The organism is Desulfosarcina sp. (assembly GCF_033791525.1).
In the GTDB taxonomy this organism is placed as follows: Bacteria; Desulfobacterota; Desulfobacteria; order Desulfobacterales; family Desulfosarcinaceae; genus Desulfosarcina.
Map to the genome: position 1 here is coordinate 1 of NZ_JASJGN010000343.1, position 23,096 is coordinate 23,096.

The window sequence follows — 23,096 nt, forward strand, 5'->3', positions numbered from 1 at the left end:
GTCGACGATGAAGATCGGGAAAACGAAGGCGACCTGACCATGGCGGCGGAAAAGGTGTCCCCCGAAGCCATCAACTTCATGGCCAAATTCGGCAGGGGCCTCATCTGCCTGTCACTGACCACTCAAAAATGTGCCCAGTTGGACCTGCCCTTGATGGTGCAAAACAACACCAGCCCTTTTGAAACCGGATTCACCGTCTCCATCGAGGCCAAATGCGGGGTCACGACCGGTATCTCGGCCGCCGATCGGGCCACCACCATCTCAGCCGCGGTGGCCGACGACGCCAAGCCCGGCCACCTGACCCGGCCCGGACACATTTTCCCGCTGCGGGCGCGCGATGGAGGGGTCATGGTGCGGGTGGGACAGACCGAAGGAAGCGTGGATTTGGCCAGGCTGGCCGGCCTCAAGCCGGCGGGCGTCATCTGCGAAATCATGGACGACGACGGCACCATGGCACGGATGCCGGCGCTTGAAGAATTCAGCCAGCAGCACGGCATCGGTATCTGCACCATCGCCGATCTGGTGGAGCACCGCATTCGAACGGAAAGTTTCGTTCACCGGGCCGCGGAAACCATCATCCCCACCCTCCACGGCGGCGATTTTAAAATGATCGCTTTTGAAAACGACGTAGACAACCTCACGCACATCGCCCTGGTAAAGGGCGAGATCGATCCGGAAACGCCCACCATGGTGCGGGTGCACTCGGAATGCATGACCGGTGACATCTTCGGTTCCATGCGCTGCGACTGCGGTGACCAACTGCACAAGGCCATGACGATGGTGGCAGCCGAAGGGTCCGGTGTCATTCTCTACCTGCGCCAGGAAGGCCGGGGCATTGGCCTGATCAACAAGCTCAAGGCCTACGAGCTGCAGCGATGCAAGGGCATGGACACGGTGGAGGCCAACCTGAAGCTGGGGTTCAAGGATGACATGCGGGACTACGGCATTGGCGCTCAGATGCTGGTCAATATCGGTGTGCGCAAGATGCGCCTGTTAACCAACAACCCCAAAAAGATGGTCGGGCTTCAGGGCTATGGGCTCAGCATGGAGGAGCAGGTGCCCATCGAGGTTGAGCCCAACGAGTACAACCGGTGCTATCTCGAGTGCAAAAAGCTCAAAATGGGCCATACGCTCAGTTTTGAAGAAACCGTAAAACATCAATAAGGAGAGGAAAACCGTCCTATGCCGAATATCATCGAAGCCGGCCTGGTTGCCAAGGGTAAGCGGTTCGGTATCATCGCCAGCCGTTTCAACGATTTCATTACCGACCGACTCGTGGGAGGGGCCGTCGATGCCCTGACCCGCAGCGGTGCCGAGGACGCTGACATCGATCTCGTCAAGGTGCCCGGGGCCTTCGAAATTCCCATGGTGGCCCAGCGCATGGCCAAAAGCAAAAAGTATCATGCGATCGTCTGCTTAGGGGCTGTGATTCGTGGTGCCACGCCTCATTTCGACTATGTATGCGCCGAGGCCTCCAAAGGCATCGCCCAAGTGAGCATGGAGACCCAGGTGCCTGTCATTTTCGGTATTGTCACCACAGACAGCATCGAACAGGCCATCGAGCGGGCCGGCACCAAGGCGGGCAACAAGGGCTGGAGTGCGGCCGTCTCCGCCATCGAGATGGCCAACCTGATGGAAACGGTGGACAAGGGGTGACCATGGGAACCCGCCGATTATCCAGAGAGCGGGCCCTGCAGGCTCTGTTTTATATGGACATGCACCGGGACCCGGTGGAGGACCCAGTTGGACAGTTCTGCAGCAGTTTCGCCCAGGACAAACCCACACAGCCGTTTTTCCACCGTCTGGTGGACGGGGTGCAGGAAAACCGCAAAAAGATCGACACGGTGATCGAACAGTTCTCCAGCAACTGGAAACTCTCGCGCATGTCCTGCGTAGATCGCAATGTATTGCGCATAGCCGTATTCGAACTGCTCTTTTGCGCCGACATCCCTCCCAAAGTTTCCATCAACGAGGCCATAGACGTGGGTAAACGCTTCGGCACCGATGAGTCCGGCGCCTTTATCAATGGCATCCTGGACAGTATCCGGTTGGCCATGAAGGAAGACAAAATTGCCTTCATACCCAAGGCAACCGGGTGAGGGGTCTTGATATAGCGGAAATTGAATTATGAATGCTTAATTTTGAATTTTGAATGAAGGTATTCTATCGTTTTAAAAATTGACAGAATACATGAAATCAAAAATCACCATTCAACATTAAAAATAAAAAAACCGTCAGGAGGAACGAATTGATAATCCGTCAAATGGCCCTGGGCCCCATTCAGGCAAACTGTTTCATTCTGGGATGTGAAAAGACGCGCCAGGCCGTGGTCATCGATCCCGGGGACGATGCCGACCGCATCCTCACCAGCCTGGCCGGGGACAGGTTGACCGTCGTTCATATCATCAACACCCACGGACACTTTGACCACGTCGGCGCCAACAAGCGGCTCAAGGAGACGACCGGTGCAGATATTCTCATCCACGGTGCCGACGCCCCCATGCTCACCCAGCTGTCGGCCACGGCGGCCGCCTGGGGTCTGGCGGCGGAAGACTCACCTACAGCTGATCGGCTGCTGGAAGACGGGGATACCATCTCCTTTGGCACCCATACCCTGAAGGTACTTCACACCCCCGGCCATACCGTCGGCGGCATTTGCCTGTACGTCGAACACACCCAGGCGGACGCCCTGCAAAAGGCAGTATTTGTAGGCGATACCCTTTTTGCCGGCTCAATCGGCAGGACCGATTTTCCCGGCGGCAATTTCGACACCCTGATCAACAGCATCCGCACCAAGCTCTTTACCCTGGATGAAGACGTCACGGTTTATCCGGGACACATGGGAAACACCGACATCGGGGTTGAAAAAAGAACCAACCCGTTCTGCGGGATGGGATAACACCAAACCATGCCTCAATCCATATCCAGAAAAAAAACCCGCCGCATCACGGTGGGTGGCGTTGCCGTGGGTGGGGGGGCACCCATCAGCGTTCAATCCATGACCAATACCAAAACCGATGATGTCACGGCAACTGTGGGACAAATTCAGCAGCTGACCCTAGCCGGCTGTGAAATCGTCCGCGTGGCGGTCCCGGACCGATCCGCTGCCGAAGCCATCCCCCGGATCAAGAAACAAATTGCCATCCCCCTGGTCGCGGACGTCCATTTTGACCACCGCCTGGCCATCGCATCAGCCAGGGGCGGCGCGGATGGCCTGCGGTTCAACCCCGGCAACATCGGCAGCCGAAGGCACATCAAGGCCCTGGTCGACTGCGCCAGGGACCACCGGATCCCCATTCGCATCGGCGTCAATGCCGGATCCCTGGAAAAGGATATCCTCGAGGCGCACGAGGGTGTCACCGCTGCAGGCATGGTCGAAAGCGCAATGCGACATGCGGCCCTGCTGCAGGATTTGGATTTCCACGAAATCAAGATATCCATCAAAGCCTCGGACGTCCCCCGAACCCTTGAGGCCTATCGACTGCTGTCGCAAAAAACCGACCTGCCCCTTCACGTGGGAGTTACCGAAGCCGGGTCGCTGTATTCAGGCATCGTCAAGTCGGCCCTGGGTATCGGCACCCTGCTGGCCGAGGGCATTGGAGATACCCTGAGGGTTTCCCTCACCCGCGACCCGGTGGAGGAGATCCGGGTGGGCTACGAAATCCTTCGGGCACTGGATATCCGCCACCGCGGGCCGGAAATCATCTCCTGCCCCACCTGCGGACGATGCGACATCCCCTTGTTCGACATCGTGGACAAAGTGGAAAAAGCACTGATGACCCGCACCACCCCGGTAAAACTGGCGATCATGGGCTGCGTGGTCAATGGCCCCGGAGAGGCCCGCGAAGCAGACATCGGCGTGGCCGGCGGGTGCGGCGTGGGTATTCTCTTCAAAAAAGGGAAGGTGGTGAAAAAGTTTCCTGAAGACCGGCTGGTGGATGTGGTACTTGAGGCGGTAGACGAATTTGAACGACACACCCCAACCGAGCGAACAACGCTTTCCAAAACCGATAAAAACAGTTAGGAACGACACATGGGGAAACCGCAGAAAAACGCCATCTCGCCATCGCGGGATGAAGATTATCCGGAATGGTATCAAGCGGTTATTAAAGCTTCAGATATGGCGGAACGCGCTCCGGTGCGTGGCTGTATGGTTATCAAGCCATGGGGATACGCCCTGTGGGAAAACATCGTGGCCCGGATGGACCGCCTGTTCAAGGCCACTGGCGTGAAAAACGCTTATTTTCCGCTCTTGATTCCCATCAGTTTTCTGGAAAAAGAGGCCGAGCATGTGGAAGGGTTTGCCAAAGAGTGCGCCGTGGTCACCCATCACCGGCTGGAACAAGGGCCCGGCGGCGGACTGGTTCCCGGCGGTCCCCTCACCGAGCCCCTGGTGGTCCGTCCAACGTCGGAAACCATCATCGGCGATTCTTTTTCCAAGTGGGTGAGCAGTTACCGTGACCTGCCCCTGTTGATCAATCAGTGGGCCAACGTGGTACGCTGGGAAATGCGCACGAGGATCTTCCTGCGTACCAGCGAATTCCTGTGGCAGGAGGGGCACACCGCCCATGCCACGGATACGGAAGCGATCGAGCGGACGAAGATGATGCTCAAGGTTTATACCCGCATGGTCCAGGAAGATCTGGCCATGCCGGTCATCGAGGGCAGCAAGACTGCAGCGGAGCGCTTTCCCGGCGCCGTGGAGACCTTGTGCATCGAAGCCATGATGCAGGATCGCAAGGCCCTGCAGGCAGGAACCTCACACTTTTTAGGGCAGAACTTCGCCAAGGCCTCCAATATCCGATTCCAGACAGAAAAGGAAACCGAGGACTTCGCCTGGACCACTTCATGGGGTACCTCCACGCGCATGATCGGCGGGCTGATCATGACCCATGGCGATGACGACGGCGTCATTATGCCGCCGCGGGTTGCGCCGGCACACGTGGTGCTGCTGCCCATTTTCAGAAAACCGGACGACCGGCAGAAGGTGATGGATTACGTCAATGGACTGGCCGCGACCTTAAGGGAGATGGTCTACGCAGGCCGGGATCTGGTGGTGGAAGTGGACGAGCGGGATATTGGTGGCGCCCGGGGCTGGGACTGGATTAAAAAAGGCATCCCCGTGCGGGTGGAAATCGGCCCGCGGGATATGGCCGAAGACTCGGTGTTCATCGGCCGTCGCGACAAATCGCATCGCGATAAAACGGCGATGAAGCGTGAGGCCTTCGTGGCCCAACTGCCCGCCATCCTTGACGACATTCAGGGCCACCTCTTCGAGCGGGCCTGCCGTTTCAGGGATGAACACACCCGCACGGTGGATGAAAGCAGCGATTTCTACGACTGGTTCACGCCCAAGAACCTGGAGAAACCGGAGATCCACGGCGGCTTTGCCATGTCCCACTGGTGCGGTGAAGAGGCCTGCGAGGCCAAAATCAAAACGGATCTCAACGTCACCATACGCTGCATCCCCTTAACGGCGGAAAAGGAGCCAGGGGCCTGTATCTGCTGCGGTAAACCCAGTCACAGGCGCGTGGTATTCGCAAAAGCATACTGAGGTCCCGGGTTCAACAGATCAACCCATAGTGAAGAATCTGGCGTGAGAATAGATCGATTTGAGGATATTGTGGCATGGAAGGTGGCCGGGGAGATCGCTTGCAAGGCTTTTCTGCCCGATGAAAAAACCCTGAACGGTGAACCCTGAACCCGTGAACGCCAACTATGATTCGAATCACCGACATCCTTGACAAGGTCCTTGAAAACCACCCGGATGCGAACGTGGACATCGTCGACCGTGCCTATATTTTCTCGGCCCAGGTCCATGACGGACAGATGCGCCTGTCCGGTGAACCCTATCTCTCCCACCCGCTGGAGGTCGCCGGCATCCTGGCAGAAATGAAACTGGATTCGGTAAGCATTGCCGCCGGCCTGCTCCACGATGTCATCGAGGACACCCATGCCACGGAAAATGAAATCGGTGAAATGTTCGGCCGTGACGTCCTGCATATCGTCTCCGGCGTCACCAAGCTGAGCAAACTGCCCTTCAACAGCGCCCAGGCCAGGGAGGCGGAGAGTATTCGCAAGATGCTGCTGGCCATGGCCGACGACATCCGGGTCATCCTCATCAAGCTGGCCGATCGTCTCCATAACATGCGGACCCTGCAATTTCACAAAAGCGCCGCCAAAAAGAAAAAGATTGCCAGGGAAACCCTCGACATTTATGCGCCTATCGCTTCCCGGCTGGGCATCTACTGGATCAAGAACGAACTGGAAAACCGATCCTTCCAATTTTTGAATCCCGAGGCCTACGAAGATATTCACCGCCGGGTGGACAAAGACAAGGAGGACCGGGAAAACTATGTGGAAACCGTCAAGCGCTACATTCAGAAAAAGCTGGACGAGAACAGTCTGAACGCCGAGGTCAGCGGCCGCTACAAGCATTTTTACAGCATTCACCAGAAAATGCTGAATCAGAACCTGCCCTTTGAAGAAGTTTACGACATCATTGCCTTCCGGATCATCCTGGACACGATTCCCCAATGCTACGAAGCGTTGGGGCTCATGCACAGCCTGTGGCGTCCCATCGCCAAAAAGTTCAAAGACTACATCGGCATGCCCAAGCCAAACATGTACCAGAGCCTGCACACCACCGTCATCGGCCCCTTTGGTGAACGCATCGAAGTCCAGATCCGCACCCATGAGATGGACCGGGTGGCTAAATCCGGAATCGCCGCCCACTGGAGCTACAAGGAAGGCAAGGTCATCGACGAGAATGTCTCAAAAACCTTTGCCTGGGTTCAGAATCTGGTGGAAAATCAGGAAGCGTTCAGGGACCCCAATGAATTTCTTGAGAATGTGCGCATCGATCTTTTTCCCGATGAGGTCTATGTATTTACCCCCCAGGGCCAAATCAAGTCACTGCCAAAGGGAGCCACACCAGTGGATTTTGCCTACCTGATCCACACGGAAGTGGGTGCGCAGTGTGTCGGCGCCAAGGTAAACGGCCGGATGGTCCCCCTGAAATATGAGCTTCAAACCGGTGAAATTGTAGAGGTGATCACCGGCAAGGGGCACCATCCGTCAAAGGACTGGCTCAATTTTGTCAAGACGGTCAAGGCACGATCCCGCATCCGGCAGTGGATCAAGACCCAGGAAAAGGAACGCAGCATCTCTTTGGGCAGGGAGATGTGCGAGAAGGCCTTCCGCAAGTATCGATTGAACTTCAATGCCCTGATCAAAACCGAAGAGATGCAAAAGGTCGTGGAGAGCTTCGGGTTTAAGCAAACCGAAGATATAGTTGCCAGCGTGGGCTATGGCAAGATCACGCCGCTGCAGATCATCCGAAAAATCACGCCCAAGGAAGCAGTGGACGACACCGAGTCCTTCTTCAACAAAATCGTCGCCAAAGAGAAGAGAAAAAAGGAAAAAGGCGGGGTGGTGGTCAAGGGCGTGGACGACATTCTGGTCCGCTTTGGCAAATGCTGCCAGCCGGTGCCCGGTGACCCGATCACCGGCTACATCACCCGGGGATACGGCGTAACCATTCACCGCACCACCTGCGTCAATGCCATGAAATTGAATCCGGAACGCCAGATCGAGGTGGAATGGAACCAGGAGATGACCGAATCCTACCCGGTTAAAATAGTCGTGCGGTCCCTCGACAGGGTAGGCTTGCTAGCGGATGTGGCGTCCAATATCAGCAAAAGCGGCGCCAATATATTGAGTGCCAATACGGAAACCCAGGACAACCTGACCGTGGACAGCTATTTTACGCTGTCGGTCCAAGGCACGGAGCATCTGACCCGTGTGGTGGAGTCGCTAAAGCATGTCAAGCAGGTGCTGGAAGTCAAACGGTTGGGTTAGGCGGCTTTGACCACATTGCCCGACTTGATGCATTGGGCGCAAACCACCATCTTTTTCACCTGCCCCTTGTGAAGCGCCCGAACGCTCTGCAGATTGGGGTTGAACCGGCGCTTGCTGATATTATGGGCGTGGCTGATGTTGCTTCCCACCATGGGTTTCTTGCCACATATTTCGCACATTTTTGACATGACTGATAATCTCCCTTGCTTGGCTTTGATCAAATCACGGGCCTTTCGGCGCAACTGTTTTTTTCAAACTCGGGTTTGTTACATTAAATCTTAACGGTTGTAAAGCATTTTTGTATCGGCAAGGTTTGCTAAAAGAGAGGCGCTGACGAGAATCATGGATCCGAAGGCACTGGCGGCGGCTGCATTTCGGACCAAAGCCAGGCGTTGCAATTGGCCAGATAGGTGAGCGCCTCGTAAAGATAACCCACATCCGGATACTTCTCTACCACACCCGTGAACCGGCCCCTGGCCGCCCTGTAGTTCTTGTTCTTGTAGTAGAACAGCCCCACGTAGAACTCATGACCGGAGAGGCTCTGGTAGCAGGCTACCATATCACTCCGAGCCATGCCGGCATAGGCATCATCCGGATATTGCTGAACCAGGCGTTGGTAGGTTTCCAGGGCCTTGGCGGCATTGGACTGATCCCTGTCGATCGTGTCGATCTGGTTGAAATAAGAACGACCGATGCGAAAAATCACATAAGGAACGGCCTCGTTACGTGGATGAAGTTGCTCGAACTCTTCGTAGGCAAAGATGGCATCGACATAGGATTCCAGATTGAAATAGGCATCGGCAATCTTCAGCTCCGCCAGAATGGCATATCGGGAAAACGGATACCAGTCCCGCAGTTTCTCGAAGGATTCGATGGCTTTTTTATACTTGCCGTCCTCAAAGTAATCGACGCCGTCTTGAACCAGCTCTTGGGCGGGCTTTTCCTCTTTGGATTCAAACCACGCGCACCCGGAAACAATCAGCAGGACACTCACACAGGCAAGCAGCAACCGTTTCATGATCAGCGGCACCCCGTTGCGTATGGGAACGCGATGGTTCCCGTTGGCATAACCGACACCGGCGGAGTTCCCTTTCGGGGCGCCGCCGGCCAATCACCTAATATGGAAAAGGGCAGAAAAGAAGACGATGTCACATCATGACAGAACGTTTTTCAGGGCCTCCTCCAGCTTGGATTTGGCCACCATGCCGGTAATCTGGTCCGACACTTCGCCATCCTTGAAGAATATCAGGGTAGGAATCGCCTTGATGCCGAATTTTCCCGGTGTTACCGGATTGTCGTCGACATTGCACTTGGTGAATTTCACTTTGTCTCCATAGGCTTTGGCCAGTTCATCAAGAATGGGACCGATGGCCTTGCATGGGCCGCACCAGGGGGCCCAGAAATCAACCACAGCAGGTTTATCGCTCTTCATTACCTCTGCATCAAAGCTGCTGTCTTCTATTTCCATAATACCTTCTGCCATGATGAGGTTTCCTTTCAATAATAGTTGGGGAAGCTAAAAATTCTAATCAAGATAATAATACGGCCATAGATTGTCAACCGTTCCTGCATGTTTGACGTTTTCACGCCAAAGGAATCGCAGCCGTGGCTTATCCTCAAGACGCCTTAGCGGCGATGTCGCTCCATTGGCAGGCCTGCAGATAAAGAGCCGGGATAGTATTGCCATCGAGCTTCAGCGCTTGGGACAGGCGGGACACCCGGTCCCACTGCCCGGTCTCATAGGACCGCACCAGTTCGATGTATCCGGCGAGGCGCCCCTTGGCGTTGACCAGGGCGTGTTTGATCTGGCTGGAAAGGGGCAGCTCACCCAATATCTTGTCCATGGGCTGGTCAATGACGGCATCGATGAGGGAAAACATGCCCAGGGTGAACATCTCCGAAGGGGATGTTTGCTCCTGGGCGTCGGCGCCCAGGAGTTCACAGAACTTGCCCCGGATGCAGGCCGCCAGGATCAGCTCGTCGGGTTTTCCTTCCGCCAGCCGTGACATGGCGACGAGAGAAACAAAGCGGCGGATCTCTTTTTCCCCCAAATAAACCAGGGCCTGCTTCACGGAAGTCACTTTGCAGGCACGGGCAAAAAAGGCGGAGTTCAGATACTTGAACAACTTGTAGGAAAGTCCCATGTCCCGGGCAATCAACCGTTCCAGTTCGTCGCAGCAAAAGGTGTCGCTGTTGATCTGGGCCATGATCCTCATCAGCGTGAGCTGGGATCCTTGGATTTCACGCCCCTGAATAATCTCCGGTTTGCAGAAAAAGTAGCCCTGAAACAATTCGAATCCCATTTTCTGGGCCGCCTCAAATTCATCGTGGGTCTCCACCTTCTCGGCCAGCAGGCACAGGCTGTTTCTGGAAAGTTGCTTCAGGTAATCATCAATCGCCGCTTTTGGCGTGAGCCGGAAATCGAATTTGATGATGTCCGCGATAGCGATGAGCGGCTCCAGCTCCGGCAAATATTCGAAATCATCCAGGGCAATGGTGTAGCCGTCGGCCGCCATTTGCGCGCAGGCATCGATCAGCGCGGTTTCGGGCTTGACGTCTTCGAGAATTTCGATCACCGTGGTTGCTTTGGGCAGCAGAAGGGGAACCCGCTTTTCCAACAGGTTCTGGGTAAAATTGATAAACGCCTTTCTTCCCCCGGCCAAGGTATCGATCCCAATGGTGAAAAAGGTGTTGGCCAACAGGCTGGTGGTGGCCACATCTCCGTCGATATCGGGAACATAGTTAGCCGTTCCGTCACGAAACAGGAGTTCGTAAGCGAAGATTTTCTTTTTTTTATCGAATATGGGCTGCCTGGCGACGTAAACATTTTCCATATGGGTTTCTATCACGTTGTTGCCGTAGGGTTATTACGCAATGGGGCATGGGCCGGATCCCGCAGGGTTAATTATCGGCCCCATGAGCCATAACTTTAACCATTGCAACGCCATCTGGAAATTGACATGGGCCGGCCATCTCTGCTACCTCTTTTTTGTAAGGGCGCAACTGTCCGGAAACACACCTCAAGGAGAAAAGGGGATGCCAATGGGTGAAAAAATTCGCATCGGTTCACTGATTTCAGGCGGCGGGACCAACCTTCAGGCGATTATCGACGCCTGTGAAGACGGCCGGATCGATGGGGAGATGGCCTTTGTGGCGTCGGACCAATCCGGGGTGAAAGGCCTGGAGCGGGCCCGCAACCATAACATTGCCAGTTTCGTGGTGGAATATGGTCCGTTCATTCAAGCCTACCGACAGGATCCGGCGCACTTTGCGCTGCCTGACGATTTCGACTTCTCAGAAATACGTGCCAAACAGCACCTGTTTCCCACCGACGGCCCCGAGGACCGCATCCAGTCCTTTTTCTGCACCCGGGCGGCTGCCGAGAGTCGCCTGCTGTCCGAAATAGACGCCCACGGACCGGTGGACCTTCTCGTGCTGGCTGGTTTCATGCGCAACTTGACGCCCTATTTTATCGACCGCTTCAACACCGATCCGGGCAATCCGCGCATCATGAACATCCATCCGGCTGTTTTACCTTCATTTCCAGGTGTTGACGGCTACGGGGACACCTTCCGCTATGGCTGCAAAGTGGGTGGATGCACGGTACATTTTATTGACTACGGAGAGGATTCGGGACCCATCATCGGCCAGCGGGCCTTTCCCATCCTGGAAACCGACACCCTGGACGACGTCAAGCGCAAGGGATTGGAACAGGAGTGGCAGCTCTATCCTCAATGCATCCAGAATTTTGCCCGGGGACTGATGAAGACCGTGAACATGACCCACCGATTAGACGACGGCCGGGTCTTCCAGCGCACTGTGGTAAAAATCGCTCAACCCGCATAGCGGGATTGAGGAATTGTGAATTACGGGATTGGGGATTTAAGGACGGCAAACGATCTTAATTAAAAATCGACAGCAAACCGTCAATACCTCAATCCCAGCATCCCTTGATTCCTCAATTCTTTATAGGTATTTTATCATCATGGGAATGGCCACAAAGGTGCCGGCGGCGCTGCCCAGATTGGTAAACACCACAACCAGCAGAATACGGGTAACCTTATTGCGCCAGAAGCCTTTGACGGAGAGGATATCGAGGGGCAGGTTTTCGAAATCCTTTACCTTGGGCTTGCGGGAAAATGCTTCTACCAGGCCGGACACCCACCCAGCGGCAATCATGGGGTTGAGAGAGGTCAATGGCGCCGCCAGGATGGACGAGAGGATCGTCAGCGGGTGTCCCAGGGCAATCAGGGCGCCCAGGCCGGCCAGAATGCCGTTGGCCAGAATCCACCAGGTGACCATATCGGCACCCGCATCGGCACCGCCACGGAAAAAACCATACATGATCAGGATGCAGATACCAAAGGGAATGAACCATTTAAAAAATCCGGACAGCGGGCTTTTGGCGGGCAGCGACTCCAGGGCATTGACGTCGATGGGCTGGTCCCAGTACTGCTTGATGCCAGGTACGTGGCCGGCGCCCACCACAGCGACAATGGTCTGCCCGGGTGCCGTGCGGATCTTTTCCGCCAAGTAGCGGTCCCGTTCGTCGATGAGGCACGTCCGCACCTGGGGCATGGATTTGCCCACTTCGTCCAGAATAGAAGCCAGCATATCCTGCTGCTTCATCTTTTCCACATCCGCCTCGCTGATCTCGTCCACCTCTCCCAGGGACAGAACCAGCTGGAAGAGCAACTTGATCTTGCCCCACAGCCCCATGCTTCGCCAGGTCCGCGACAAGGTGATGCGGATATCCCGATCCGCCAGATGAACCGCGGCACCCACGGCTTCGGCCGAATCCATGGCCTGGATCATCTCCTGGCCGGGAGCCACCTCCAACCGGTTGGCAATTCGTTTTTGAAAGGATGCCAGCATCAGGTTGGAAAGCAGGAGAAACGCCTTTTTTTCTTTGATCACCTTGATGATGTCCATCTCCTGCCAGTGGTCCTTTTGGCGGATGGACTGGGCGCGGCTCTCACAAAGCTCCACACAGACCGTATCGGGTTTGACGTCTTTGATAATTGCTTCGACCAGATCCACGCTCTCTTTTGACACATGAGCGGTGCCGACAAGGATAATCCGTTTGCCGTCATGATCCAGATAGTGGAGCATCTCACTGTTGAGTTTATCGTTCATCGAATATATATTACTTTCCTTATTGTCGGGAAAGTTCCCGGCAGTTTAGAACTGAGCCAATATATACGCTCTGCCGGTGATGTCAATTAATGATTCCCCGCGAGCCGCACCCCCGAAACCGATAAGCCGACATCCATGATGTCGGCGATTACGAAACTGGGCTGGATAACCTGATGCCGAAAAATCACACGTCAAGAAACCCGTTCACCGTCGACACTGAACCCTTTTACCAGAACACCGGCGACGAGGTCCGCATGTTCGAAGCCGCGGCATCGTCCCGTCTGCCCGTGATGTTAAAAGGTCCGACCGGATGCGGAAAGACCCGTTTCGTGGAGTACATGGCCTTCCGGCTCAACCGCCCCCTGATTACCGTGGCCTGCCACGAGGACCTGTTTGCCTCGGACCTGATCGGCCGCTACCTGCTGAAAAACGATGAAACCGTCTGGGTGGACGGTCCCCTGACCCAGGCCGTACGCATGGGGGCCATCTGCTATCTGGACGAGGTGGTCGAAGCCCGCAAGGATACCACGGTTGTCATCCACCCGTTGACGGACAACCGCCGGACCCTCTCCATCGATAAAAAAGGGGAAGTCATCCAGGCGCATCCTGACTTTCTCATGGTGATCTCCTACAACCCGGGTTACCAGTCGGTGCTCAAGGACCTGAAGCAAAGCACCCGCCAGCGCTTCGTGGCCCTCGCCTTCGACTACCCGGACCCGGACGATGAATCCCGAATCGTGGCCGTCGAAGGGAAGGTGGACGACGATACGGCTGTTCGACTGGTGGCCCTGGCCGGGAAGATCCGCAATATCAAGGAATACGGCCTCACCGAAGGCGCGTCGACCCGGCTGCTGATTTATGCCGCCAACCTGATTCGAATGGGCATCGCCTTTAAAAGCGCCTGCACCGCTGCGCTGTGCCAGCCGCTAACTGATGACGACCGGCTGCAGGAAACCCTCAACGACCTCATTGACGACCTGTTGTAATATGGATCCGGCCATGCCCACCGCCACCGATCGGACGGTCCGGGACCTGATGGACCATCTGTCCATCGCTGATCCGAAGGCCGCCCAACGGATGTTCGGCCATCTGAATGGTTCAGATCACTCACTATACGTCCACCGCCTCACCCGGATCGTGAATGAGGTGATTGAAGCCCTGGCCATGGAGGTCTCCTTCGGGCGCGACCTGGCCGACGGGATGGGCCGCATGCTGGCTGCCGGGCGCTTAGACGATCTGGACCGATACCGCCGACTGGTTAAAATGGCCGCCGTCAGAGGTCCCGCCCTGGCCGCTCTCTTTGCCAGGTACCTGGTGCCGGTACTGGTCTGCGGTGATGACCACCTCGCCGATCAGTTCGGGGAAACCACCCGGATCATGCTGCAAAAGGGCACCTATACCCTTAAGGCCCCGCTGGAGACCCTTTCCACCCTGATCGAGGAAAAGGACATGCCCTGTGCCCACGCCTTTCTCGATCTTCTGTCCACCACCTATGCCCTGGAGACCTCCTACAACCGAACGGTTTACCTGACGCACACCCTGCCCCGTGCCGTGGACGGCTTTTCCCGCTCCCGTCGTTTATGGCAGATCCGGGGATTGGCGCGCATCATCAGGGTGGATGAACGCCTGGCCGACAGCTACCTCGACGGGTTGACCTCAGGATTAGGCCTTCTGTCGGAAGCGGCATTGAACGAATTTATCGATCGGGCGATCCAGCTGTATCAAAAAACCCCGGATCAGGGGGCCCGCTTCCTTTCCCTCGAATCCCGACCCGCCTCAGAAACCTGCCGTGACCTTCTGGTGGCAGTGCCCCTGTCGGCGGTCCGTTCCGGACTGGAGCGCTACCTGCGCGCCCGCACCGGGCTGGCCGTGGCTATCCGCCCCCTTTCCGCGCTATCGGAGAAACAACGAACCAACGGCCCGGGCGTGCCGCTGGTTCGTTGCGATGGACGGGCCATCTACCTGCCTGACGAGATGGACCTCATGGCACGGCGAGCGGAAAACGCCGCCCTTTACAAGCTGCTGGCCAAACTGGAAGCGGGCGCCATCGAATTCGGCACCTATGACCTGGATGTTGAAAAAGTCCCGGATACCGCCGCCGCTGCCCCACAGTTGGATATAGCTGAAGCCGTCGCAGCCGAATCCGACCTGAGCCGTTTCCTGGGCGGGTTCGAACACCCCATCCTGGCCCTGGACCTGTTCACCCTTTGCGAACACGCCCGCATCGCCCGTAAGGTCAGCCAGCACTATCCCGGCCTGTTTCGCCGACTCACCGTGATCCTCAGCGATACCGATCTACAGGCCAGCGCCGGAATAAGGGTCGGCGGCACATGGTTTCCCCTCTACCGGCAACTGGTGATGAATGAAGCGCCGGTCGCGGATCATGCCTTGAAATCCGCGGGCCAGGCCATGGCGGATCGTTTGAATCAGGTGACATCGTCAGGTGATGACACGGTGGAATCCAGTGCTCGGCTGACTATGGAATTCTATCCATCGCTGGCCGACCTTAACAGCGCAATCGGACCGTCGGCCTATCGCCCCCTGGCCCTGCCTTTCGGCCGTCGGCTGGAACCGCTTTTTTTCGGTCCTTTTCACACCACCTATCATCGACTGGCCGCAGATATCCGCGACCACCTGTCCAAACGGAACATTCGCGTCTTCCGGTCGGAGATCCAGCACCTGCTCGTCCGGCAGGACGGACGGCTTTCGGCAGCAGACCTTCGCCCACTGATCGTACCCCCCCCAACGGCAGCTGCCGTTGACCTTTCCTGGCTGGATCTGGATTCCCTGGCATGCAGCCATGGCCTCGGGCAGCCGGCAAACGGTGCCGACAGTGCCGATGCCTTTCGCTACCGCGAATGGGACTGTTGCATGGGCGACTATCTTCCGGACCGGGTCCGGGTGATGGAGCGTGAAATCGACGGGCCAGACCCCGGATTCTACCGGCAAACCCTCGATATTTTCCGCGGGATGGTCAGGCGCATCCGCTACGCCTTCGAGCTGCTGCGCCCCGAGGAGATAACCATCCTGCGCCAGTGGCGTGAAGGGGACGCTTTCGACTACCGGGCCCTGCTAGACTATGCCCTGGATAAGAAGGCGGGGCTGATGCCCTCGGACCGCCTGTTCATCAAACGAATGAAACGGGTGAGGGACGTGGCCACCCTGCTGCTGGTTGACCAGTCACGGTCAACGGCGAACGCCGTGGATGATCGCGGCACGACGGTGCTGGATGTGGAAAAGCAGGCCATCGTATTGCTCTGCGAGGCCCTGCAGGTGGTGGGAGACCGGTTCGCCATCGCCGGCTTTTCCGGCACCGGCCCGTTGGGTGTGGATTACTATCGAATCAAGGACATGGACGCACCCTTTGACGATAACGTAAGAGGGCGCATCAGCGCCATGGCCCCCCAGCGCAGCACGCGCATGGGGGCGGCCATCCGCCACGCCGCAGCCCTGCTTTCCCCGGTGCAGGCCCGGGTGAGGCTGATCATCATTCTCGGAGATGGGTTTCCCAACGACTTGGCCTACAAGGGACCGTATGCGGTGGAAGACACGCGCCGGGCGGTCATGGAGGCTCGCGCCGCCGCCATCCATGTCAAGGCCATCACCGTCACGGCCGTCGACAACGGGCAGCTGGATCGGCTCTATGGCAGTAACCACCACACGCGCATCGGCAATATCCGCGACCTGCCGGACCGATTGGTGAGGGTTTACAGTGCATTAACTCAGCATTAAAATAGACCTAATCGTTCACAAGTTCAGGGTTCACCGTTCAAGGTTAAGGTATACTGGCTATTGGTGGGTGCAGCCCACCCTATGATGGTTTGAACCCGAAACCCTGAACCTCTGAACCCGTGAACGGTTGCGAAAGGAGTGGCTTTGAAAATCTTCGACGACGTCTTGAACTGGGACGGGTATGGCGGGAAATTCAACCTGGCGGCTGGGCGTTGCCGGCTGCGGCTGTTTGACCTGTCCAGGGACGACTCGGTAGGGGTTCCGTTGCTCAAGCCCATCATCGCCGTGGTTTCCGACCTGCCCGGCGACCGTCAACCCGCCATGAAAAAAGTCTCCGTGCGGGCATGCATCAGCCACGTGGCCACCACCATCGTCCACCGCTTCAAAATCGACCACAACCGCATGGTGCTGGTCGAGTTTTATCCCCGCGAGACCTACGGACGGGAGTCCGAAAAAGTCATCCCGGAAAAGTACGATGCAGTCGATCTGAAATGGCACGGCGACAAGGCCCTGTTTCCGGGCTGGCGTCCCCTGAAACCGCCGCTGCTGGACATCGTCCGCACCCTGGTGGCCGGCAACCCGTAAGTCGACAGACTGTGCGCTGGGATTTTTGTCGAGAACGCAATCGGACGTTAAACGACACAATCGTCCCCGGTCTTAACTGTTGATTGCTGTTTATTTTCCAAGATGGCCTTGGCCGGAATCAAGCCGGTGGCGGCCGCAGACACGATGTTGCCGGCCACACCGGGCCCGTCACCGGCCACGTACATGTCCTTAATTTCAGTTTCCAGCTGAGGGGAAGTCTCCACCTGGGTGGCGAAGAACTTGATCTCCGGAGCGTAGAGCAGGGTTTCATCGTTGGACACGCCCGGCACCACACAGTTCAATTGCTCCAACCCGTCGATGATATTGGTGAGAATGCGCTCGGGCAGCGCCATGGCGATGTCACCACACACCACGTTGGTCAGCGTGGGTTCGATGTAACCCTTGCTGATGCGGTTCCAGGTGCTGCGACGGCCACGCTTCAGGTCGCCGAAACGCTGCAGGATCGGTTTGCCGCCGCCGATGAGGGTCGCCAGGCGTCCGATAGCCTCGCCATAGGCCTGATTGTCGGTGACCGGTTCGGTGAGCACCACCTTGGAGAGAAAAGCAAAATTGGTGTTGGTGGATTTGCGGTCGTGATAGGCGTGGCCGTTGACACAAACAAAATCGGAGTAGCTTTCCAGGGAGACAAATCCCCCCTGGTTGGTGCAAAAGGTCCGGGTCTGGTCGTCGTATTTGCCGGTCTGGATGAAAAAGGTGGGGTCGTAGATCACCTCGCACAGGTCCTGCATGATGTCGTTATGCACCTCCACCCGCACCCCCACTTCGATGCCCCGCTGGGTGAGGCCGATGCCATGCTTTTGCGCCACGCGGGCCACCCAGTCTGCCCCGATTCGCCCGGGTGCCAGAATCACGTTTTCGCAGCGGTACTCCCCCCGGCTGGTTTGAACACCGACGACCCGCTCCTTCTCGACGATGACATCCTTCACATCCTCGGAGGTGTGAATCGTCACCCCTTTGGATTTGATATGGTCGGTCATGGCGGCGATGTAACCGGGCAGGCGGTCGCTGCCAAGGTGCTTCTGCTTGATCAGCAGCAGGTCGATGCCGAATCGTTTGGCATGCTTTCTGATCGTTTTGGCCTGGTCCATATCCGTCGGATAGACCGGACCGTCCATGCCGAAGCAATTGAAAATAGCTTCGGTTTCGTCGATCAGGGCCTCGGCACGAGTGATGGGCATGAACTGGGTCAGGTCGGTCTTGCCCAGTTTGTGAATGAAATTGAGCTTGCCGTCGGAAAACAGGCCGGCGCCACCGATGCCGCAAAGGATGTTGCAGGGCCGGCATTGGGTGCAGTACTGTCGGTCCGCCACCGGGCAGACGCGTTTGAGCGGTCCTTTTCCCCGCTCAAGGAGCAGTACCTTGAGGTCTGCGTGTTCACTGAGATAATAAGCGGAAAAGAGGCCGGCGGGGCCGCCGCCGACGATAATCACGTCAAAAATACCCACGCTCGCGGAGGTGACTGACAATGGATAATGCTCCCTGGTTGACTTTCCACGACGATTCCCGCAACATCCATAAACATGTCAACGGTGATTCTATCCAATGAAAAAAAGACCTCTACACCGATCCAAGCAACCTCTTAAACCCCGGATAATCCAAAAAGGGGATGCGCCCCCGTGCCTCCACAACGGATGTCAATGCCGCGGATGCTTCGGATGGCAAAACATGCTGCGTGCCGCAGAAAACCAACCGACGTGGCAAAAATACCCCCTTTGCTGCCCGATGACCGGACTGACCCTGAAATACTGACGGATTCGTAAAAAGCCCGATATCTGCGTTACGCTTCATCCCTCGTCACTGCGGCGTACGCTAAGTACGCCTCATTCCTTAAGGATTGAAGATTCCCTGCGGGAAATCTTCGCCGTATAGATGACGATCGATTAAAAGTTCGCTCGCGAACCACGCTCGCTTTCGCGGCTCGCAAGCCTTGATCTCGGGCTTTTTACGAATCCGTCTGAAATGCAGCTTTTAACAAGTTCATCAAATACTGACCCTCCGTCAATCCGCAGCATCCATAATCGTTCTCACTTTTTCAGATAACGATTGCAGGTCAAAGGGCTTTTGAATAAATCCGTTGCAGCCCCGGTTCAGGATGGCGGTCGCTTGTCCATCAATGCTGTAGCCACTGGAAAGCAGCACGTTGGCACCGGGGTCGACCTCCTTCAATTGATCGTAGGTTTGGCCACCGCCCATATCCGGCATGATCATGTCCAGAATGACCAGACGGATCCGGTCCCCATCACTCCGGTAGATCTCGACGGCCTCTTTCCCGTCTTTGGCAACAAGAACCGCATAGCCAAGGGCGGCCAGCATCGCCTGGCCGACATCGAGGATCAGTGGATCGTCATCAACCAAAAGGATGGTCTCGTTGCCTTCTTGTGCCGATGCGCGAATCACGGTTGCGTCGCCCAGCGGTGCGTCGGTTGCCTTCAGGTGGATGGAAAAGATGGTTCCCTGTTCCTTCCGGCTGCTCACATCCATAAAACCACCGTGATTTCGAACAATGCCGTAGGCGGAGGCCAGGCCCAGCCCAGTCCCCCGGCCAACGGTTTTGGTCGTAAAAAATGGGTCGAAAATTCGCTCCATGGTAGCCGGATCCATCCCCGTCCCCGTATCGGTGATGGTGATTTTTACATAGTTTCCCGGCTCGGCCCCATGCGGCAGTACCTGACGGTCGTTCAGAATTTCATTGGCGGTTTCCAGATAAAGGCTGCCGCCGTCGGGCATGGCTTGCCAGGCGTTGATCAGCAGGTTCAGCAGCACCTGTTCGATCTGGCCCCGATCCACCTCCACGGCCCATACCTTCTCCACGCATTTAAGCGCAATCCGCAGTTCCTGTCGGGTCCGGCCGAACATATCGACGCTATTTCGAACCAGCGCATTGATGTCGGTGGGCTTGACCTCATATTTTCCCATCCGGGCAAATCCGAGCAGCTGCTGCGTGAGGCGGGCGCCGCTTTGCACACAGTCCCGAATGGTTTTGAGCCTGCCGCTGTGGGCATGGGAGGGTCCCATATCCAGCGCCATCATTTCCACATTGCCCTGAATGCCCATGAGCAGATTGTTAAAGTCGTGGGCGATCCCCCCGGCCAAGGTGCCGATGGCTTCCATTTTCTGAGCCTGAAGCAGTTGATCATGGAGGCTTTCTTTCTCACGGGTCATCTGTTCGCGCTCCTGGATCTCCTGCCGCAGCTGCGCGTTAGCCTTGAACAGCTCAGCCGTACGCTCCGCCACCCGGTCTTCCAACAGGTGGTGGGACTGTTGGAGGGCTGCTTCGGCCGCTTTGCGCTTGGTCACATCACGCGCATTGACCACCAGGCCTTCCACGGCAGGGTCGTTCAGCAGGTTCTTGCTTGTGGCCTCCAGGGTTCGCCAGGATCCGTCTTGGTGTTGCAGACGCATCTCCGATGGTGGTGGCGGCTCAATCGTGGCAGACTGGATGCGGTTGTTGAACAGTTGAATGGACTGCTCCTGGTCATCGGGGTGGACGAAATCAAAGGCCCGCCGACCCATCACTACATCCTGTGGATATCCGAGAATCCGCTCGATGGAGGGACTCAGGTATAAGATGGCTCCCTCGGCATCCAAAATAGCGATAATATCGGACATATTCTCGATCAGGGACCGGAAATGTTCTTCCCGCTGCTGACATTCGGTCAGTGTCTCCTGAAGCTGGCCTGCCGTCTGGTTGAACACCTGCGCCAGACGACCGAATTCATCCCGTGAACGGATGGCAATGCGGGTGTCGAGATCACCCTTGCCGATTTTTTCGGCCCCGACGGTCAACAGGCGCAGCGGTTCTGTCAGTCGTCGCGTCAGCAACATCAGTACCACGGACATGGCTAAAAATCCGACCAAACCCAAATACAGCAGATAAGGCTTCATGCGGTTGGCAACACCGTAAACCTCGCTCTCGGGATCGCTGGCCAGGATATACCATTCCCAGGGTTCGAAGTAGTCGACCATGGCCAGGCTCCTGCCCGCTGGCGTCTGATGGATCAGCCGGCTTCTCTCCGGCTGGAGGGTTGGAAACCATGGTTCCTGGCTCATGTCCCGGCCAACCATGGCGGGATCAGAATGCACGGCCAGGAGGCCTTGCCGGTCGATGGCAAAAACAAAGCCCCGTTCCCCCACCTCGATGGCCGACATGGCTACGCCAGCATCCATTTTTGCCTTGGCGATACTGGCCGGGATATCCTCCAGGCCATACCGATGGAGCATGTCATCCTGCCCGACGGCAATCTGAAGCGCCTCGGAAAGCCGGGTGCCCAGCCAGGTCTCGGCCAATTCCGTGAGCGCCGTACGAGAAAAATGATAGGCGACGCCAACGGTTGAAAGAAGCAAGAGAAAAACCAGCGGCAGCGTATAGATCAAGACTTTGGAATAGGTGTTCATCAGCCATCCTTATATGCGGATAGGACGCACGGTTTTCTATGGGCTTAATTTTATTCGTGTTCTCTCGGTAAATTGGGGATAAAGCGCCATGGTGGAAATCAAGGTGTGTCCGTAATCAACCCTGATTTTGCGGGCATAGCACTGTTTGGTGAACATGATCGGAAAAGCGGCCATGTCATCCAGGATCCGAATCTGGGCCTGGGCCCATAGTTGGGTCTGTCTTTCCGGATCGATCTCCAGGCGTGCCGCCTCGATCAGTGGGTCAACCTTGTCATAATGAGAAAAATTAGTGTCGGGCTTGGAGCCGCTGACGACAATGGCGTCCGAATGAAAAAAGCGGCTTAGGTAGGCATCCGCATTGGGGCGCCAGGCGACATAAATCACGATGGGTGTCAACGCTTGCCGAATCCGCTTGTGCATGTTTGAATGGGTCATGACGGTGACCCGGCAGTCGATGCCGATCTGCGACAGCTGCCTTTGCATGACGTCATAATAGGTTCGGTAAAGCCGCTTTTCAGAGGTCACCAGGTCAAGTGAAAAACCGTCAGGATAGCCGGCGTCGATCATCAGTCGCCTGGCTTTGACAAGGTCCTGATCATAGGACAGATGAAGCAGCTCGGCGTCGGCCTTTGTGAGTCCGCCGGGCAGAAACTGGGCCGGTACCGGCGAGTAGACGGCTCCCACGAACTGTTTGCTCGCGGTATCCAAAAACGCCTCCCGATTCAGTGCAAATGCGATGGCGCGACGCACGCGGACATCGTCCAGCGGTTTCATCCGGGTGTTGAGATAGATGGTGGCCACCTCTCCGACACCGTGGGTATCGACCGCGATGCCTGGTTCGTCGGCCATCTTTTCGGGCCATCCTTTCTCGCCGCAGCCCATGATCACATCCAGTCGATCGGCTTTTAACGCGGCTTCACGTCGGTCGATCTCAGGAATGAAATGGAACTCGATGCCATCCAGCAGCGGTCGCCCGCGGAAATAGCCGTCGTGGGCCGTTAAGACCAATTTTTCACCGGATGTGTAGTGGCTGAAGATAAAGGGTCCGGTGCCAACCGGATGCCGCTTGAACCGATCATAACCCAAGGTTTCAATGGCCCGCTTGCTGACGATAAAACCCCCGGCATAATTGGTAAGCTTCGGCAGGAAGAGAATGGAGGAAACGGGTTTTTCAACAATGATGTGAACCGTGTATCGGTCAACCGGCACGACGGTCACGCCCTCGTATTCCCCGGCGTAGGCGCAAAATTCACGACGGGCTGATTTTTGAAGAGAAAAGGCCACATCATCAGCGGTCAACTCATAGGCTGCGGTTTGCGGGCCGGCATGAAACATAATCCCTTTGCGCAGCTTGACAGTCCACACCT

At 56.6% G+C, this 23,096-nt stretch carries 19 protein-coding genes; 11 read left to right on the forward strand and 8 right to left on the reverse strand.

Annotated features, from left to right (window positions below; translation table 11 throughout):
- From ribA to QNK41_RS17035, 7 genes are all read left to right on the forward strand, one after another.
- Positions 1 to 1,164 (forward strand): GTP cyclohydrolase II (gene ribA / locus QNK41_RS17005; RefSeq protein ID WP_319259087.1); only part of this gene is annotated, 1,164 nt, incomplete at its 5' end.
- Positions 1,165 to 1,182: 18 nt separating this feature from the next.
- Positions 1,183 to 1,656: a 6,7-dimethyl-8-ribityllumazine synthase gene (gene ribE, locus QNK41_RS17010; protein WP_319259089.1), complete on the forward strand. Its 474-nt coding sequence runs from the start codon at positions 1,183 to 1,185 to the stop codon at positions 1,654 to 1,656.
- 2 nt (positions 1,657 to 1,658) lie between these two features.
- Complete coding sequence (gene nusB, locus QNK41_RS17015) at positions 1,659 to 2,099, forward strand: transcription antitermination factor NusB (protein ID WP_319259092.1); 441 nt, start codon at positions 1,659 to 1,661, stop codon at positions 2,097 to 2,099.
- 149 nt (positions 2,100 to 2,248) lie between these two features.
- Positions 2,249 to 2,899, forward strand: a complete 651-nt coding sequence (locus QNK41_RS17020) for an MBL fold metallo-hydrolase (protein ID WP_319259095.1) — start codon at positions 2,249 to 2,251, stop codon at positions 2,897 to 2,899.
- A gap of 9 nt (positions 2,900 to 2,908) precedes the next feature.
- Complete coding sequence (gene ispG / locus QNK41_RS17025; protein ID WP_319259098.1) at positions 2,909 to 4,024, forward strand: flavodoxin-dependent (E)-4-hydroxy-3-methylbut-2-enyl-diphosphate synthase; 1,116 nt, start codon at positions 2,909 to 2,911, stop codon at positions 4,022 to 4,024.
- 9 nt (positions 4,025 to 4,033) lie between these two features.
- Positions 4,034 to 5,554: a proline--tRNA ligase gene (proS, locus tag QNK41_RS17030; RefSeq protein ID WP_319259101.1), complete on the forward strand. Its 1,521-nt coding sequence runs from the start codon at positions 4,034 to 4,036 to the stop codon at positions 5,552 to 5,554.
- Positions 5,555 to 5,718: 164 nt separating this feature from the next.
- Positions 5,719 to 7,860 carry a bifunctional (p)ppGpp synthetase/guanosine-3',5'-bis(diphosphate) 3'-pyrophosphohydrolase gene (locus tag QNK41_RS17035; protein WP_319259104.1) on the forward strand — a complete coding sequence of 714 codons (2,142 nt, stop codon included), beginning with the start codon at positions 5,719 to 5,721 and terminating at the stop codon, positions 7,858 to 7,860.
- Here the strand turns inward: QNK41_RS17035 and rpmB are convergent.
- From rpmB to QNK41_RS17055, 4 genes are all read right to left on the reverse strand, one after another.
- The gene (gene rpmB / locus QNK41_RS17040; protein WP_319259107.1) at positions 7,857 to 8,048 is read right to left on the reverse strand and encodes a 50S ribosomal protein L28; all 192 of its coding nucleotides are present in this window, start codon (positions 8,046 to 8,048) and stop codon (positions 7,857 to 7,859) included. The two genes, QNK41_RS17035 and rpmB, sit on opposite strands and share 4 nt — an antisense overlap.
- Before the next feature lie 152 nt (positions 8,049 to 8,200).
- Positions 8,201 to 8,878 (reverse strand): outer membrane protein assembly factor BamD, encoded by a 678-nt coding sequence (locus tag QNK41_RS17045; RefSeq protein WP_319259109.1) that lies wholly within the window; start codon positions 8,876 to 8,878, stop codon positions 8,201 to 8,203.
- Positions 8,879 to 9,013: 135 nt separating this feature from the next.
- A complete protein-coding gene (trxA, locus tag QNK41_RS17050; protein WP_319259112.1) occupies positions 9,014 to 9,343 on the reverse strand; it encodes a thioredoxin in 330 nt (109 codons plus the stop codon).
- Positions 9,344 to 9,476: 133 nt separating this feature from the next.
- Complete coding sequence (locus tag QNK41_RS17055) at positions 9,477 to 10,694, reverse strand: EAL and HDOD domain-containing protein (protein WP_319259117.1); 1,218 nt, start codon at positions 10,692 to 10,694, stop codon at positions 9,477 to 9,479.
- 208 nt (positions 10,695 to 10,902) lie between these two features.
- Here QNK41_RS17055 and purN point away from each other — a divergent pair, with 208 nt between their 5' ends.
- Complete coding sequence (gene purN / locus QNK41_RS17060; RefSeq protein WP_319259120.1) at positions 10,903 to 11,706, forward strand: phosphoribosylglycinamide formyltransferase; 804 nt, start codon at positions 10,903 to 10,905, stop codon at positions 11,704 to 11,706.
- A gap of 120 nt (positions 11,707 to 11,826) precedes the next feature.
- On the opposite strand, the gene QNK41_RS17065 is transcribed toward purN, so the two are convergent.
- Positions 11,827 to 12,996: a TraB/GumN family protein gene (locus QNK41_RS17065; RefSeq protein WP_319259124.1), complete on the reverse strand. Its 1,170-nt coding sequence runs from the start codon at positions 12,994 to 12,996 to the stop codon at positions 11,827 to 11,829.
- A 173-nt stretch (positions 12,997 to 13,169) separates the two neighbouring features.
- On the opposite strand from QNK41_RS17065, the gene QNK41_RS17070 reads away from it, so the two are divergent.
- From QNK41_RS17070 to QNK41_RS17080, 3 genes are all read left to right on the forward strand, one after another.
- Positions 13,170 to 13,982 (forward strand): CbbQ/NirQ/NorQ/GpvN family protein, encoded by an 813-nt coding sequence (locus tag QNK41_RS17070; RefSeq protein ID WP_319259127.1) that lies wholly within the window; start codon positions 13,170 to 13,172, stop codon positions 13,980 to 13,982.
- Between the two features lie 13 nt (positions 13,983 to 13,995).
- A complete protein-coding gene (locus QNK41_RS17075) occupies positions 13,996 to 16,728 on the forward strand; it encodes a nitric oxide reductase activation protein NorD (RefSeq protein ID WP_319259129.1) in 2,733 nt (910 codons plus the stop codon).
- A gap of 144 nt (positions 16,729 to 16,872) precedes the next feature.
- Positions 16,873 to 17,313: a hypothetical protein gene (locus QNK41_RS17080; protein WP_319259133.1), complete on the forward strand. Its 441-nt coding sequence runs from the start codon at positions 16,873 to 16,875 to the stop codon at positions 17,311 to 17,313.
- Positions 17,314 to 17,360: 47 nt separating this feature from the next.
- On the opposite strand, the gene QNK41_RS17085 is transcribed toward QNK41_RS17080, so the two are convergent.
- The 3 genes from QNK41_RS17085 to QNK41_RS17095 form a co-directional block, all read right to left on the reverse strand.
- Positions 17,361 to 18,800: an NAD(P)/FAD-dependent oxidoreductase gene (locus QNK41_RS17085; protein WP_319259136.1), complete on the reverse strand. Its 1,440-nt coding sequence runs from the start codon at positions 18,798 to 18,800 to the stop codon at positions 17,361 to 17,363.
- A gap of 532 nt (positions 18,801 to 19,332) precedes the next feature.
- On the reverse strand, positions 19,333 to 21,729 hold the full coding sequence (locus QNK41_RS17090) for a PAS domain S-box protein (protein ID WP_319259139.1): 2,397 nt from the start codon (positions 21,727 to 21,729) through the stop codon (positions 19,333 to 19,335).
- Positions 21,730 to 21,765: 36 nt separating this feature from the next.
- On the reverse strand, positions 21,766 to 23,096 hold a 1,331-nt coding region (locus QNK41_RS17095; protein WP_319259142.1), incomplete at its 5' end, for an ABC transporter substrate-binding protein.